Origin of the sequence: Sphingobacterium sp. HSC-15S19 (assembly GCF_050433745.1) — a bacterium.
Lineage (GTDB): Bacteria > Bacteroidota > Bacteroidia > Sphingobacteriales > Sphingobacteriaceae > Sphingobacterium > Sphingobacterium siyangense.
Map to the genome: position 1 here is coordinate 313,327 of NZ_JBNPWQ010000001.1, position 15,540 is coordinate 328,866.

The 15,540-nt window shown below is 38.3% G+C and carries 11 protein-coding genes; 6 read left to right on the plus strand and 5 right to left on the minus strand.

Features of this window, described 5'->3' with window-relative positions; translation table 11 throughout:
• Positions 1 to 56: 56 nt before the first annotated feature.
• The gene (locus L1283_RS01420; protein ID WP_429625659.1) at positions 57 to 2,519 is read right to left on the minus strand and encodes an outer membrane beta-barrel protein; all 2,463 of its coding nucleotides are present in this window, start codon (positions 2,517 to 2,519) and stop codon (positions 57 to 59) included.
• Positions 2,520 to 2,799: 280 nt separating this feature from the next.
• Here L1283_RS01420 and L1283_RS01425 point away from each other — a divergent pair, with 280 nt between their 5' ends.
• From L1283_RS01425 to L1283_RS01445, 5 genes are all read left to right on the plus strand, one after another.
• A complete protein-coding gene (locus L1283_RS01425) occupies positions 2,800 to 3,441 on the plus strand; it encodes a MarR family winged helix-turn-helix transcriptional regulator (protein ID WP_429625660.1) in 642 nt (213 codons plus the stop codon).
• Positions 3,442 to 3,642: 201 nt separating this feature from the next.
• Positions 3,643 to 5,121 carry a phytoene desaturase family protein gene (locus tag L1283_RS01430; RefSeq protein ID WP_429625661.1) on the plus strand — a complete coding sequence of 493 codons (1,479 nt, stop codon included), beginning with the start codon at positions 3,643 to 3,645 and terminating at the stop codon, positions 5,119 to 5,121.
• 4 nt (positions 5,122 to 5,125) lie between these two features.
• The gene (locus tag L1283_RS01435) at positions 5,126 to 5,962 is read left to right on the plus strand and encodes a phytoene/squalene synthase family protein (protein WP_075994923.1); all 837 of its coding nucleotides are present in this window, start codon (positions 5,126 to 5,128) and stop codon (positions 5,960 to 5,962) included.
• Between the two features lie 9 nt (positions 5,963 to 5,971).
• Positions 5,972 to 6,430 (plus strand): sterol desaturase family protein, encoded by a 459-nt coding sequence (locus L1283_RS01440; protein WP_075993729.1) that lies wholly within the window; start codon positions 5,972 to 5,974, stop codon positions 6,428 to 6,430.
• A complete protein-coding gene (locus tag L1283_RS01445; RefSeq protein ID WP_248932354.1) occupies positions 6,427 to 7,128 on the plus strand; it encodes a lycopene cyclase domain-containing protein in 702 nt (233 codons plus the stop codon). The genes L1283_RS01440 and L1283_RS01445 overlap by 4 nt, the downstream gene beginning before the upstream one ends.
• Before the next feature lie 443 nt (positions 7,129 to 7,571).
• On the opposite strand, the gene L1283_RS01450 is transcribed toward L1283_RS01445, so the two are convergent.
• Both L1283_RS01450 and L1283_RS01455 read right to left on the minus strand, forming a co-directional pair.
• Positions 7,572 to 9,083: a SusD/RagB family nutrient-binding outer membrane lipoprotein gene (locus L1283_RS01450; RefSeq protein WP_429625662.1), complete on the minus strand. Its 1,512-nt coding sequence runs from the start codon at positions 9,081 to 9,083 to the stop codon at positions 7,572 to 7,574.
• Positions 9,084 to 9,093: 10 nt separating this feature from the next.
• Positions 9,094 to 12,147, minus strand: a complete 3,054-nt coding sequence (locus L1283_RS01455) for a SusC/RagA family TonB-linked outer membrane protein (protein WP_429625663.1) — start codon at positions 12,145 to 12,147, stop codon at positions 9,094 to 9,096.
• Positions 12,148 to 12,296: 149 nt separating this feature from the next.
• On the opposite strand from L1283_RS01455, the gene L1283_RS01460 reads away from it, so the two are divergent.
• Positions 12,297 to 13,190 carry a helix-turn-helix domain-containing protein gene (locus L1283_RS01460; protein ID WP_429625664.1) on the plus strand — a complete coding sequence of 298 codons (894 nt, stop codon included), beginning with the start codon at positions 12,297 to 12,299 and terminating at the stop codon, positions 13,188 to 13,190.
• 145 nt (positions 13,191 to 13,335) lie between these two features.
• Here the strand turns inward: L1283_RS01460 and L1283_RS01465 are convergent, their stop codons facing one another.
• Both L1283_RS01465 and L1283_RS01470 read right to left on the minus strand, forming a co-directional pair.
• The gene (locus L1283_RS01465; RefSeq protein ID WP_248932350.1) at positions 13,336 to 13,743 is read right to left on the minus strand and encodes a DUF5367 domain-containing protein; all 408 of its coding nucleotides are present in this window, start codon (positions 13,741 to 13,743) and stop codon (positions 13,336 to 13,338) included.
• 219 nt (positions 13,744 to 13,962) lie between these two features.
• Positions 13,963 to 15,513, minus strand: coding sequence for a right-handed parallel beta-helix repeat-containing protein (locus tag L1283_RS01470; protein WP_429625665.1), 1,551 nt, complete (start codon positions 15,511 to 15,513; stop codon positions 13,963 to 13,965).
• Positions 15,514 to 15,540: the final 27 nt, after the last annotated feature.

A 15,540-nucleotide genomic window follows, 5' to 3' on the forward strand; every position in this document is an offset into this window, starting at 1 on the left:
AGTAAATCCAGCACTATGCTTCACGAATCATCTTTGACGATTAACGTATTGATGGGTTAATCTATCCTCGAATCTTTTTCCAGCTTTTTGGTCTGTTTTGCGGAGAAGGTTTTTCCGAAATTGTAACTGAAACTCAATTTTGCATAGCGAGACTTCAATTTATTCACTGTTTCAATGCTAATCACATTGCCTAAACTGGAAATAGGTGCTTTTTGTAAGTTGAAAATATCCTCAATCGTCAGGGATATGTTTAACTTGTCCCGAAGCACTTTTTGTTGTAAACCCGTCGTGATATATCCTGTTCCCCCATATTGCATTTGAAAACTATTTCTTTTCGAAGCATAAAAGCCGAGTATTTGAACAGTAGTCTTTGGCAGAATATTAATAAAGGTGTTGATCGACCCACTAAAGTTGACAATCCCAGGTAACAAAATATCTGCTGTATTATTCGATCTGAAAGTCGGTCGTTGGGCCGATAAATATGTACTGACATTCACGCTGCTTCCAAATTTGTTTTGCGACATGACATAAGCTCCAATCTGGTTTAGATTATAATCATTATAATAGTTAAACTCTGGACTTCCAACCTCCTCATTATATCTTGAGATATAGGTAAACATATTCTTCGAGAAGTTTCCATATAAAGAAAAGATCAGTGAGTGGTTGGTATTCCACTTATGTGAATATTGCAAATCTAGTCTATTTGCAAAATATGGCTTCAACTGTGTGTTACCGTTGGTAAAATAGATAGGATTATTGGTCACCGCAAATGGATTGAGCATACTATAACCAGGGCGTTCGATTCTTCTGTTCCCCGATAAAGCAATGCTGTTTTTAAGGTCCTCGAAATCATAACGTACATTAAAGTTGGGAAATAGATTAAGATAGTTGTTTTTAATCTGTTCGTCAGTTGAAAGGGATCGTAACTTATAATCGAATGATTCTAGTCGCAAGCCTACATCGAAGGAGAAGTGTTTATATTTACCACTCAGAGAAGAATAAGCAGCAAGTATATTTTCGTTATATTGAACCTTATTTTCACTATTTGCTTCTCCTCCGACGATATTTCCATCTGTGGTCAGATTCTTAAAGAAGCTTTCTGTATTTGCACGGGCATATTTTACACCAAATTTTAGATCCGTACCCTTTCCGATGTTAGTTTTGTAATCTGTATTGAAGGTCCAGATTTCATATGGTCTCGTAATAATAAAATTTCTGCTATCATTTTCTGAGGAATTTATTTCCGTGTTAGAAAAATCATATGCCTTTCTCCAGAATGAAGTGTTATTCTCATTCGAGTATTTCGAATAATTCAGGCCGATTGAAAGCTTGTTTTTCTTTTTAAAATCTTTGTCGTAGATCAAATCGACGATATGGAAATTATTGTCTAAAAACATGAAGTCCCGCTGTTTAAGCTGCCTTTGAAATTCATCTTTCCGATTATAGATCGTGGCGTCTCGTTCATTTGGAAATTTACCATAAAAGCTGGCGTACCAATAATTAAAAGAGAGTGTACTTGTTGAATCAATAGTATAAAGTGTATTGATTTTTATGGAATGTGTCCTTTGGGATCTTTCACTAACCTGTTCTTGTCTATAGAGATAACTAGAATCAGGTAAGAAATAGTTTTTTATAAGATCGTTTCGTTTATGCAAATTTTCACTATATGAAAAATTATAACCCAATGAAATTTCAAACTTACTTTTTTTTAGATTTAAATTAAGCGATTGGTCCGTTCCCCAAAGGGTAGAAACACTTGTACTTGCCGACCCAAAGAAGCCTAAATTGGAATTTTTCTTAAGTCTGATATCTAACACACCTCCGTCTCCTGCGGAATCATATGCTGCGCCTGGACTGGTAAGCACATTAACAGACAAGACCTCGTTGCTCGGTAGAGATTTCAGGTAGTTCAATAAATCCTGCCCCCCCAAATTGACTTTTCGACCATTTATCAATACAGTAGCTCCCTTTCCGAGCAATTGTAATTTGCCTTCCATTTCATCAACGGTTAATCCCGGTACCTGCTTGAGCAGTTCTGCAATATTTGTACTATTGCCTAATATATTGTTTTCCGCATTAAATCTATACCCACCGGTAATCAGCTCCAAGGTAGGTCTCTTGGAAGAAATCGCAACCTCCTCAAGTTTATTGTCAATCTTATGAAGCCTTATAGTACCGATATCTATATTGCTTCCGCTCGGCGTTTCGATTCTTTTTATCTGAGGCTGAAAGCCAAGGTGGTTGATTTTTAGGTAAAATGAACGCTGATTATAGGTCAATTGGAAGTCGCCCCTGTCATTTGTACCCACTGTTTTGACAGGATTGCTGCTATTTTGATGGTCCAGTAAGTATATTGAAACTAAGTGAACGGGTTCTTTTGTAAGAGAATCGACTACTTTGCCCGTAACAGTAAAGGTTGAATCGATGCGCGAAAGGATAATCCTATTAGATGAACTATGAGCTATGGCGAAAAGAAGCAGGCATGGGAAGAGTAGGGCAATTTTTTTTAAGACTTTCATGTAATTAAGGTTCTTGTGCAAAGTTTGATGACCATTGTTTGCAGTTAGTGACTATAGGTTAGTCGAGCTCAGGAAAAAAATGTTGCACGATTTATAATAAAAGCGATTACCAATTGGCACAAAAGTCTTTTTATAAGTAAAAGCAAGTCTCTGCCCGATATGAGTTTCAGTTGGTAAAAATCAAGAGTAGATAAGATTTATAGTCTATATTTATTCTAAAAAAAATCTTTATTAAAAAAAACAAAACAAATATAGTATATTTATGTTCTAAATAAAGTGTATGAAATATCAACTTTTAAAAGAAATCATTGTATTAGTAGAGGAGTTTGAACAGGAGAACGTAGATGGAATCTACAGTACCGACGCGGATGGATTTAAACGTTGGGTAGTGGCAAAAGAAACCGATGTTCTGGTCGAACCTGAATGGGACGGTAAGGAAAATGGGCGTAGTCCAGAGAGTGTGATCAGCACATTAATAGTGCATATGAATAGGTTTGCAAAAAGTTATTCAAAGGCAGCTATTTGGGAATCTGATTTTTCTACACAAGAGGAGTTTATATACCTTATAACCTTAAGGTCGTTTGGCGAGATGACAAAAATGGAATTGATCAGGCGGAATATTCATGAAAAGCCAGCCGGCATGGCGATTATAAATCGTTTGATCAAACAAGGATGGATCGGTCAGCAAGATTCAGAGCAAGACCGACGAAGTAAGGTGCTTTATATCACAGAAAATGGCTTATCGGCGTTGGATCGACAAATGGGAAAAATACGTCATGCTACCAAGATTGTTTCAGGTGATTTGACCTACAGTGAAAAAATAACACTGATAAGTCTATTGGATAAATTGAGCAAATTTCATCAATTAATCTATGATAGAAATATTGCACCTGATAAATTGCTGGAACAAGTGAAGTTATAATTCAGTCCGAAGTGTAATAGGAATAGCTGGCTTTTTGTTGTCTTTTACACTTTTTGAAAAAGTCGCCTCCGAAATCTGATGATTAATAGGCAGATCAAATTATGGATATAATAAGATACTTTAATGCACACATTGTCCATTGCGGTAATGGGAAGGTCCATCTGGATGTTGCCCTTGCATAGGGAGTTAAAATAAACAAAAATGAAAAAGAAGGTAGCAGTTATTGGTGCAGGTTTTTCGGGTCTTTCAGCGGCGGCCTATCTTGCGCAGGCAGGATACGATGTGCATGTTTTTGAGAAACATACGCAGCCCGGTGGAAGGGCGAGACAGTTTAGTACGACAGAAGGGTTTAGATTTGATATGGGACCGAGCTGGTACTGGATGCCTGACATCATTGAATCATTTTTTTTAGATTTTGGGTGTTGTACTGCTGATTTTTTTGAACTTGTATCACTCAATCCACAATTTGAAATGATATTTAACTCTGGACAGATTCGTGTACCTGAATCCTATCAGGAGTTAAAACAATTATTTGAACAGATCGAACCTGGGGCTGGTACGCAGTTGGATAGATTTATGGAAGCTGCAAAATTTAAGTATGAAGTCGGCATGCGGGATTTTGTGAATAAACCCTGTCACAATTGGGGCGAATTTCTCTCTCCAAAAATTGCACTTAGTGCTTTTAAGCTAGATTTACTTTCTAATTTTAGATCCTATGTTGCCAAATATTTTAAGGACCAAAGATTGCGGACATTGATGGAATTCCCCGTTATATTTTTGGGCGCTTCACCCAAGGATATTCCGGCGTTATATAGCCTGATGAACTACGGCGGTTATGCACTTGGAACTCATTATCCCAAAGGGGGCTTTTTTCAGTTAGTACTGGCGATGCAGCAAGTAGCGGAGAGACAAGGTGTCACTTTCCATTTTGATCATAATGTTGATGCGTTAAATATAGAAAAGTATAAGATCACTTCTGTAGTTGTTAATGGTGTGAATCATCCATTTGATCTCGTGGTTGCATCGGCCGATTATCACCATATCGAAACACTACTTGCCAAGGAGTTGAGAAACTACGACGATGATTATTGGAAGAGCAGGACCTTTGCCCCCTCAAGTTTGATCTATTACCTCGGTATGAAATCGTCCATTCCAAATCTAACACATCACACACTTTTCTTTGAACATCCGTTGGATGATCATATTGACTGTATCTATGGTGAAAAAAAGTGGCCTGAAAATCCGCTGTTCTATGTATGTTGTCCATCCAAAACGGATCCGCATGTAGCCCCTGCAAACAGTGAGAATCTTTTCTTATTAATGCCCTTGGCAACTGCTATCTCGGATGATGATGAAACACGTGAAAAATATCTAATTAAGATGTTGAAGCGTTTGGAAAAGCGTACCGGTACAAAAAACCTATATGAACAGATTGCATACAAGAGGAGTTACTGTGTAAGCGACTTTATCAGCGATTATAATGCTTACGCTGGAAATGCTTATGGACTTGCAAATACATTGAAACAGACAGCGGTATGGAAACCCAAGATCAGAAATAAGAAAGTCCATAATCTTTTTTATTCAGGTCAGCTAACCGTTCCTGGTCCCGGGGTGCCTCCCTCCATTTTATCAGGGAAAATTGTTGCCAAAGAAGCCATTGAATTATATCGTAAAACATAAGACCATGAAAAAGCTATTTGATGAACTCGCTTATGAAGTAAGCAAAAAAACAACTGAAAAATATAGTACAAGTTTCTCGCTCGGTATTTTGGCACTCAAGCCCAGCATTAGGGCTAGTATTTATGCGATTTATGGCTATGTACGATTGGCTGATGAAATCGTAGACAGTTTTCATGGATATGATAAAAAGCGGCTGTTGGCGCGGTTATATCTCGAGACAAACTGTGCTTTAGAGGAAGGTATCTCATTAAATCCGATATTACAATCTTTTCAGGAAACGGTACATAAGTATGCTATCGACGTCGAGCTAATCCGCCAATTTCTGCATAGCATGGAAATGGACCTGAATAAAGTCGACTATAATTCTGAACGCTATAAAGAATATATCTATGGCTCGGCTGAAGTGGTGGGATTGATGTGTTTACAGGTTTTTACAGAAGGTAATAGACAGCGTTATGAGGAGTTAAAACCTTACGCTATGAAACTGGGCTCTGCATTCCAGAAGATAAACTTCTTGCGGGATCTTAAAGACGACTACCATGTTCTTGGTCGTACCTATTTTCCGAATTTGGATATGACTGTCTTTGATAATGCACTCAAAAGCCAGATTGAGGATGAGATACACAGCGAATTTAAGGAAGCGCTTTTGGGAATTAAAAAATTGCCTGCATCGGCAAAATTTGGCGTTTATCTGGCTTACAAATATTATCTTTCCCTGTTTTCGAAGATTCGAAAAAAGTCCTCAAAGGAGATTTTGGAAAGCAGGGTGAGGATACCAAATGCACAAAAAGCCTATGTTGCTTTAAAAAGTTATCTGCGTTACAAAGCTGCTTACTTATAAAATAAAGCTATGAATTTTATTACTGTATTGGTCACTTTTATTGCTATGGAGGGCGCAACCTGGCTTATCCATAAGTATATTATGCACGGCTTTCTCTGGGTATTACATCGCGATCATCATGATCATAGCAATGCGGGCTTTTTGGAAAAGAATGATTACTTTTTTATCATTTTTGCTCTTCCCACCATCGCGTTGATGTATTTCGGTTCGTTAAGGGATTACAATTATCTGTTTTACATCGGATTAGGGATTATGCTCTATGGTATGGCGTATTTCTTTGTGCATGATATATTTATCCATCAACGCTTCAAATGGTTGAGTAAAACAAATAACCGTTACTTTTTGGCGCTTCGGCGTGCTCATAAACAACATCATAAACATTTAGGTAAAGAGGAGGGCGAATGTTTTGGTTTTTTATATGTTCCGATGAAATACTTTAAAATGTATACTAACAATGAAAAAATATGATGCCATATACTTACTCGCTTATCTTATTTTTTACGGTCGTAATCTGTTTTGTCGCATCCTTCGACAAGCGGCTTCGATTCGATCGTGAGTTTGTTCCATTCTTAAAGGCAGCGGCCCTTGTTGCTGTTTTTTTTATCGCTTGGGATGTCTGGTTTAACAGTAGGGGAGTGTGGTGGTTTGATACGAAATATACTTTAGGCCTGATAATCGCAGGCTTGCCATTGGAAGAATGGTTATTCTTTATATTTATCCCTTTTTCCTGTATATTTACTTATTTCTGTATCGATAAATTTTTTAGATTACAATCGCTTTCCGCCTTTAATAATATCGTAGTCTTTGTGAGTGTCATTATATGTGCTGTGGTGGCACTTCGATATGCCGACAGAATTTATACGGTTGTTACCGCTACGGTGACTATCGTGACCTTGCTGCTTTTTCATTTTGCATTTCGGATACAATGGATTACGCAGGCCTCTCTAGTCTTTACCTTGCTTATGTTGGGCTTTTTACCTGTCAATGGTATACTCACCGGAACAGGATTGGAATCTCCGATAGTCAATTACAATCCCATGGAATTTATGGGGATCAGGGTATTAACGATTCCGGTTGAAGATGCGGTGTACGGATACACCCAGTTTTTGTGGGTTCTTTACTTTTTTAAAAAATTTCAAAGTAAGTCGCATGAATCCAATCAATAAAGAAGAGTTAACCATATATTCCTGTGTGAAAATAAGACCGATCATATTTTCCTGTGGATCGACCCAATAATGTGTATTGAATGTGCCACCCCAGAAAAATGTGCTGACATTAGCGGAGCGGACAAATTTATTTTCTGGCGTCACCAGCCAAAATCCAAGGCCAAAATAAAAGTTAAATTGCTATCCATCGCAAAAGCAGGTAGACCTGTCTCATTATAACTTGTATGGGTATTATAACTGCCTGATTCACTAAATGTAATTGTAAAAAAATGAGCATTAGATATGGAGAAATCTTGATGGTGATTTTGGAAGTCTAGGAGGTAAAACTGCAATTTGTCATAAAAAGAACGGGGCCCATGCAATGGACCCCGTCTGACAAATAATGCTACCCACAATTGATAACATTAGCTCTCTCATCTAAATTTCTATATTGATAAACAATACTATTTTGTATCCCACCATACCCTTGCCAGCAGGACTCCATTTTCTCCTTGTGCTTGCACGTTGGCGTTGTTGGTATTGATTTCTGTCTCCGGATACATAAAGCGCAACGGATACGCTCCTGAACTTGGCGATGATAGTGAATTTGGTATTGCAGGATAACCCAGACGTCTATAATCGTTCCATGCCTGGATATTGTTGATGTTGTGCAATGCAAGCCATTTCTGGGTTATGATCTGTTGAATTTTGTTACTCGCTTCCGTATAAATAACACTTTTCTGGTTTATGTAGGATTGCGCATTGTAATTATTTTGGTTGAACAGATAATTAAATGAGGCTTGAATTCCCTTTTGGTAGGATTCATTCGCGTTGCCACTAATCCATTTCCGCTCGATGGCCTCTGCTTCTAAAAAGGCAGTTTCCGCTAAGGAAATGAGAACGGTTGACTGGCTAAATGATTTTATAATCCCAGCGGGCTGTTTACCATTCTCCAGCGGACCCTTTAAGGCTGAAGTATTAACCGCTGCAAACTCCTCAGCTATGGTATTATTTCCAAAAAGGACACCTTTAAATTCTCCGCTGACCTGCGTATAGTTTTGTTGTAAGCGCGGGTCGTTATAGGCTTTGTACGTGTTGATCAAAAATTGTGTTGGTCTGATATTGGCATAATTTGCTACTGCCACACCTGCATTGTTCCGATAAAAGGTCTCGTAAAAAGGATTCATCTTTGCTGCAGTGTTGAGATATCCCGGATTGACAGCTGCATTCTCGGAAAGAAATCCTGAACCTTCTTCGATAATTTTCGATATTTCCTGCTTAATATAGGATTCTTGACTAGAAACTTCCGATTGTTTCAGCAAAGCTCTTAATTTTAGTGTGTTACCAAATTTGGTCCATTTGCTTTTATCGCCTTTGAAAAGAACGTCGTCTGTTGTGGGCAACAGAGAAGCAACCTTGATATCTGCAATACCTTCGGTAATTAGATCAACGGACTTGGCATAAACATCTTTTCCCGATTCATATTTCGGATGCAGGTTAACAGAGCCGTTTAAAGCATCACTGAAGGGAACATTATTGTAAAAGTCAACAAGTGTAAAGAAATGGTGAGCCATCATGATCTTACAGATCCCCGCATAAAATCTTGCATCTTCGACATTGGCCTGATCCAAAATTTCTTTGTAATACAGTAGGTTGTTATAATTGGATTCCCAGACAGGTATGCCGTCTCTTGTATCCCTTATCGCAGGACCGTTATAGGTCTTTAATGCTGTAAAAGTACTCACTCCCTCATTTGAAGTTCCCCAATAACCTCCCCACAAACCACCGATCTGATTCAGTTGGACAGATTCATTTACGGCAGATACGACCAAGGCGGCAGGAAGCTTGGCATTTAGGCTTAAATTTTCCTTTATTGGCGCATTCGGATTATCATTTACATCAAGAAAGTCCTTACAGGAGCTCGCTGTAAGTAAAGTAATCGCAAATAAGGCTGATTTTATGATAGTGTATTTCATCTCCGTAGTATTAAAAAGTAATGTTGACATTAAAACCCATTGATCCTGATGTCGGAATCTGTCTGAAGCTGTTGTAGCCATCTGTTTGATTATAAAGTGCCTCTGGGTCGCCGATTGTATTGGAAGAATGCCTGACGATGAAAAGGTTGTTTCCCACAAAACCAATGCTTGCTTTTTTGATTATCCGTTGATGGGATAGCCACGATTGCGGCAAATCATACCCGATATAGAGTTCCCTAAGCTTTAGGTAATCTCCTTTGGCGGCGGTGACAGATTGTATATTTCCGTATGCCGTCCACCACGCTTTATCTCCCTTAGAATATACCTCATTATTTTCGACAATTGATCCGTCAGCCAGGCGTACCATAGAATTAGGCATAATAAAAGGCTGTCTATCGTATTTTGCAGTTTCCGGATGTGTTCCGGCAGCAAACATCCTCGGGATTACCTCCGAATACATCCAACTTCCCAGTCTTGCATCAATCTGAAAACCCATTGTAAAGGATTTATAGTTGAATTTGGTATTAAATCCAAAAAGATAGGGCGGTACCATCGTTCCCATTACCTTTTCTTCTTCCGAAGGGATTACATTCCCGTTTGGATCCAAAACGATTTTCCCGTCTTCCCTTAAAAAGTCAGTCATGCGAAGTGTTGGATATTGTAGGCCTTTGATAGCGTAAGCTTGTCGAAAGATGTTAAACTCGTCGCCTGCATATAGATTTTTGGCTTTTGTGTCGGTATAACTGAAATTAAGGCCAAACTGTAAGTTCAAATCTTTGCTTTTAATTGCGGTTCCATTGATCATGATTTCATAGGTCTTATTGATGATCTGTCCAGCATTTACGATCGTTGAATTGAAGCCCGTTGCACGCGAGATACCAGCATCAAATATTTGTCCATCCGAGTCCGAATAAGCATAAACAATATCCGTCCGCAAACGGTCGTTAAAAAATCCGAGCTGGGTACCTACCTCAAATGATTTAACAAATTCGGGTTTTATCGATCGGTTAGGCTCAGATAGGGAAGGAGTAAATCCGACCAAACTACCAAATGGAAAACCCGCGGTTTGGCTATAACTCAGGTTCAGACGATAAGGATCTAAGGTTACGTTTCCTGTCTTATTAAAAGAAGCAAAAATACGACCGTAGCTCAATACCCTGCTCTTCTGCAGGCTCGCGATCGCATCTGTAAATACAAAAGAGGAACTTACACCTGGAGAAAAATAACTATTGTTTCCTGGGTCAAGCACAGATACCTGATCATTTCTTCCTGTAAACGTTAGAAAAAGATAGTTTTTATATCCAGCCGTAAATTCTCCGTAAGTCGCGAGCGAACGGTATTTTGTAATTGTTGAACCACCGGCCAATTCGCCAGTGCGAGAGCCCTGATTGAATATATCTTCAAATAATAGATTTGTAGCACTGATATTGATAGATTTCGTATCATCCATTCGAACATTTTGTCCGACCAAAAACTTGGTAGAGAAATCTCCAAAGTTCTTATGAAAATTCAGTATCAAATCATTGTTGAAACGGGTAAAGCCTCTATGTGTATCATTTACGCTACCATTTATATTTCTTGTTGCTATATTAGAAACCAATTTTCTGTTCGTCACACGACCAGGTTCTGATTGGAAATATAGTCCCGTACGGAAAGTCGCATCTAACCAATCTGTAAATTCATAATTAAACTCCAGTTTTGAATTTAATGTATGCTGATCAGAGGTATTTCTGTTATTGTCAGCCATGAAAATGGGATTTCTAGTCCCGGCAACTGGATTATACCAATTTAAAGGATGATTTGGCGAACTTGGATCATGCCAGTTTCGTGCATCTTTATAGTCGATATTGGCGGGTTGTGTATAAACAGATAACCATGGGCCATCACTTGTCGTATTGTTCTTGAAAAAAACATAATTTGTATTGAAAGAGGTATTCAACTTGTTAAATCGACGCGACCCATTAAATCGTACTCCCGTACGACTTGATTTGTCGCCCGGAATCACACCTTTGATACGAACATCCTGCAAAGAAACGTAATAAGATCCTTTGTCATCGCCAGAAGAGAATGATAGATCGTTTTGTACTGTTACCCCCGTGTCGAAAAAATCCAATCGGTTATCTTTATCCGGAGCACTATATACCTTCGTTGGTTGTACACCATTGATGGGCAACCCAAAATCTCTGACCTCACCATTAAAACGATCTCCCCAAGATTCATTTGCTACAGGACTGTACACACCATTTTGTCCTTGACCAAAACGCTGTTGAGCAGGGGGTAGCAGGAAAACCTTGGAAAACAGCGTACTATTGCTATAGTTGATCTGCCCTCTTTCTGCCCGACCCGATTTTGTGGTGATCATAATTGCACCATTAACACCTTCAGATCCATATAACGCAGCAGCATTAGCTCCCTTCAGTACAGTAATGTCTTGGATATCATTGGGATTTATTCGGGTAATATCGGGCAATGGTACACCATCCACAACATATATGGGATCATTTTTTGACCGGTTTAAAGAACGTGTTCCTCTTAACCTAATTTGAATTCCTGGGTCAGTTTTTCCTGTTGTTAAGTCTGTTGCATTGATCCTTAGTCCGGCAACTTTGCTCGATAACGCCAAAAGAGGATTTACGACCTTACCAAGATTCAATTCTTGATTGTCCACAGATTGTGCCGAAGTACCGAGTTCACGTGCTTGCCTTTTTATCCCCAATGCACCAGTTACGTTTACTTCGGATAGCATGTGTGGGTCTTCAGCTAGTCGGATGACAAGATTGGATTGTCCACTACGAACCTGAATTTCCTGTGGCGTATAATTGAGATGTGAGACCACCAATGTCTGTCCCTGATGAAGGCGGATACGAAAACTGCCCTGTGAACCTGTCATCACAGAATTTGATTTGATACTTTCTTTCACACGGATTGAAACGCCACCAATAGGCTCTTCGGTTTTTAAATCCAGGATACGCCCCTCTACGGTAAAATTAGTCTGTGCGGCCACCTCTTCATAAAACTGCGAGGTGAAGAATAGAAATAGGATTAATAAGTAGCTTTTTAACATTTTTTAATGTTTAATTGAATAAGTAGTATGATTTCAATACCTTTGATTATATTAAGTCTAAATAAATAGCTTACGAAGATACTTGCTAAGATAATTTACCGAATAACGCAATCGGAAATAAGACTTATACTATTGGAAATTTCTATTCGATGGAGTTACTTCAAGCAGAAAAAAAAGCATTTAAATACGATCATCCGGATTATAAAGTAAGGATGGTCTATCCGTACACAGACCATAACATTGTTCCGGAAGATAAGAGCTATCTTGTTATTATAGCTATTGAAGAGGGCTGCAGCTTGTCAACGGGGCCGAAGAAAATTGTTTTGAAAGAGGGCAGTAGTATGTTGCTACGATTGCATGCGAATACAGTCAGTATCACATCCAAACATAGCAATTCGCGCTGTCTCATACTGTTATATCGAGACTCTTATCTTAAGCAAATGGATATTTCCGAGCAGCATATAGTTGCGATAAATGATGCAATACTAAATGCGGAGAAAATTTCAGAGGAGACGTCGCTTATAACGTATGTAAAAGCTAAGGATCTAATACGAATGAATGGAAGCAGTTTGTTATTACCTGCATTTTATAAGTCCAAATCACTTTTTATTCTCTCAACCCTAATGGATGCTGTGCAGCCCGGTATTCCATCCAATAAACTGGAACTACGCGAATCAGATATTGAGAAAATTAGCCAGGTGAAATTGCTTATCGAAACAAACCTTCATGAGACCTATACCATACATAAACTTGCAAAAGAAGTTGGGACCAATGTTCAATATCTTAAACAGCACTTTAAAAGCTATTATGGAATAACGATATTCAATTTTGTGTTGAAGTGTAAAATGCAGCGAGCACAACATCTATTAAAAGATCACAGATTAACGATCAGCGTTATTGGAAATAAACTTGGTTATAAGCACGCAAGCCATTTTACTGCAGCTTTCAAAAAATTCTTTGGTTATGTTCCTAATAGTTTGCGTTATCTATTGGTCATGGGATGTGATGAACTGGCTGCGATTATAGAGATGGGTCTTATTTAAAAAATCAATAAATTCCGGTAATATTCTATTAACCTTTGGCAGTGTATGCTGTTGAGAACACGATATAACTATAAAACATATTGAAATAGGCATGCTGAAAAGAGGACGCTAAACGGTATTTATTACCATAGCGCATGTCTGTTCTTCAGTCCCCGCCAAGTATCCTATTTTGTCGCAGTCCTGTAACGACTGATGTTAATAATACAACGCTATAAGCCCACATGAGCCAAGAACCAAATGTTGCAGCTCGGCTTGACGGCATATTGGGAAAGATCTCTTCAAAAAATTGAATAGCGAATGTATCGAGAATCATTCCCGGCAATACCAATAGCACGCCAGCGACTATATTTTCAAAACCTGAAAGTTTAAATCTTTTGAAAGTTAAGACTGAAATCAAAATCAATGCAGGAATTACTGCTGCATATAAACTAGTAAGTACGACCGGTGAATCGGTAATAAAAAAGAATTGTCCCGCAAATCGGAAAGCCAACGTTGCCAAAAACCAAATTAAAAATCCGATAACAAGAACTGGTAAAATAAACGTTTTTTTCATTTTTGAAATTTTGAACAAAGGTATTATCCGACAAACGCCACTTTCGAGATTCATCTACAAGAAAATTCTATGCTGCGTAATGACATGATAGAAATTTTTGTAAATCTCTGTACTTGTGCAATGAGGAATTTTGCTCAGCTAATGTAATGAATTGATTTCATACCCGAGCTAATTTTAAATGCCTAAACTTTTCACTATTCAAAAACACGCTGATGTTTTTTATTTATGCTGATGGGCTCCCTTGTCCAGCAATCCCTTAACTATTCTCGGTCTTCCGCTCAGATCTAAGTTTCCATTGATCTGTTGGGAAATAAAGTTAGCGGAAGATCTTGCAGGAGAACCTCTTTTTATGCTATAATCAGCTGCGGTTGGATTCACAAAACATGGATTTTGGTTATAATTAGAATGCAGATCGGTTTTACAGATTTTTTTCCATTGGTCAGAAGATAAGATGGTCTGTCCTTCCCATATCCAAGTAGCGTTGTTCTCGCTAAAATAGAGGTTATAATCCAGATTATTGCCTCGTCCCGACTTGGTATATTTGTTTATAAAAGGCTGTCCAGGTATTGTATAAATAATATTGTTTTGTAGTACATTATCCATACAATTTTCGACCAATCGGATTTCTCCTTCGAACTCGTCAAAGTATCCACGATCTAAGCTGTTTTTATATAAGGTATTATTGACAACATAGCATCTTATCGTTCCACCGCCGGTGTAATTAAGATAACCACCTAAACTAATTCCCGCAAGGGAATTGTTATAAATTAAATTATTCCGTACAATACAATCCTGTGTGGGAAAATTATCAGTTTCACTTACGAGTCCAATACCCCGGCCACAACGATAAACACAATTTCTTTCAACGATTATATTTCGCGCACCGTCAATGTAAATTCCGATGGCGCCATTATGTTTTTCAAACGCAGGAATAGGACCTGTTTTTCCATTAATATCGTAAACTTCATTTTCGCTGATCAGACCATTGCGTACATAATTAAGTGCTGGATTGGCATTACCTGCATATCCACCTGCAGCGACTATTCCTATATTTTCACCGTTATAAACCTTATTTCTGCGAATAGTAAATCCGTCAACATACCCGTTGACGGTTATGTTTTCAGAATATCCTGTATTGCAATCGTGAACAATATTTTCTTCAACAATAATATTTGTTAGCGGTTCGGCAGTATTGCCTATAACAAGTATACCATGTCCACTTCGTCCATCCTGTGGAGAAGCATTATTTTCGATATGGTGGATTGTATTCTTTCGGAGGCTAATATTTTTTGATCCCTTGTCGATAATAATGCCATTTATATCAATTCCTTTGGCGCTTGTTCTAAAATTTTCAACTATAAACCCTTCGACCTGTATATTTTTTGCCTTCCTTATCGTTAGTAACGCTTCCATTTCGGAAATTAACAGTCCGTCTCCATTAATACGAACTAGCTCATTGGAATAGGGTATTAGGACTATCGGCTTTTCAATCGTGCCGGAGTTTGAAATAAATACCTTCTCATGATAAGTTCCCTTCTTTACAAATACCGTATCACCGGGCAAAGCGCTGGCGATTGCTTTTGAAATAGACTTAAAAGGGGCATTTCTAGTACCCAAATTGTTATCGTTACCGTTTATGTCGACATATTTGTTTTTCAGAGGGATCTTGGTCTGATTATGAGCTAAGGGAGCGCATTTCTTACAGGATGCACACGACAGAGTTGTGTTTTGAGCAATTAATAAAAGTGAAAATAAATATTTTAATTTCATTGATAGGGCTGTATATAATAACAGCCT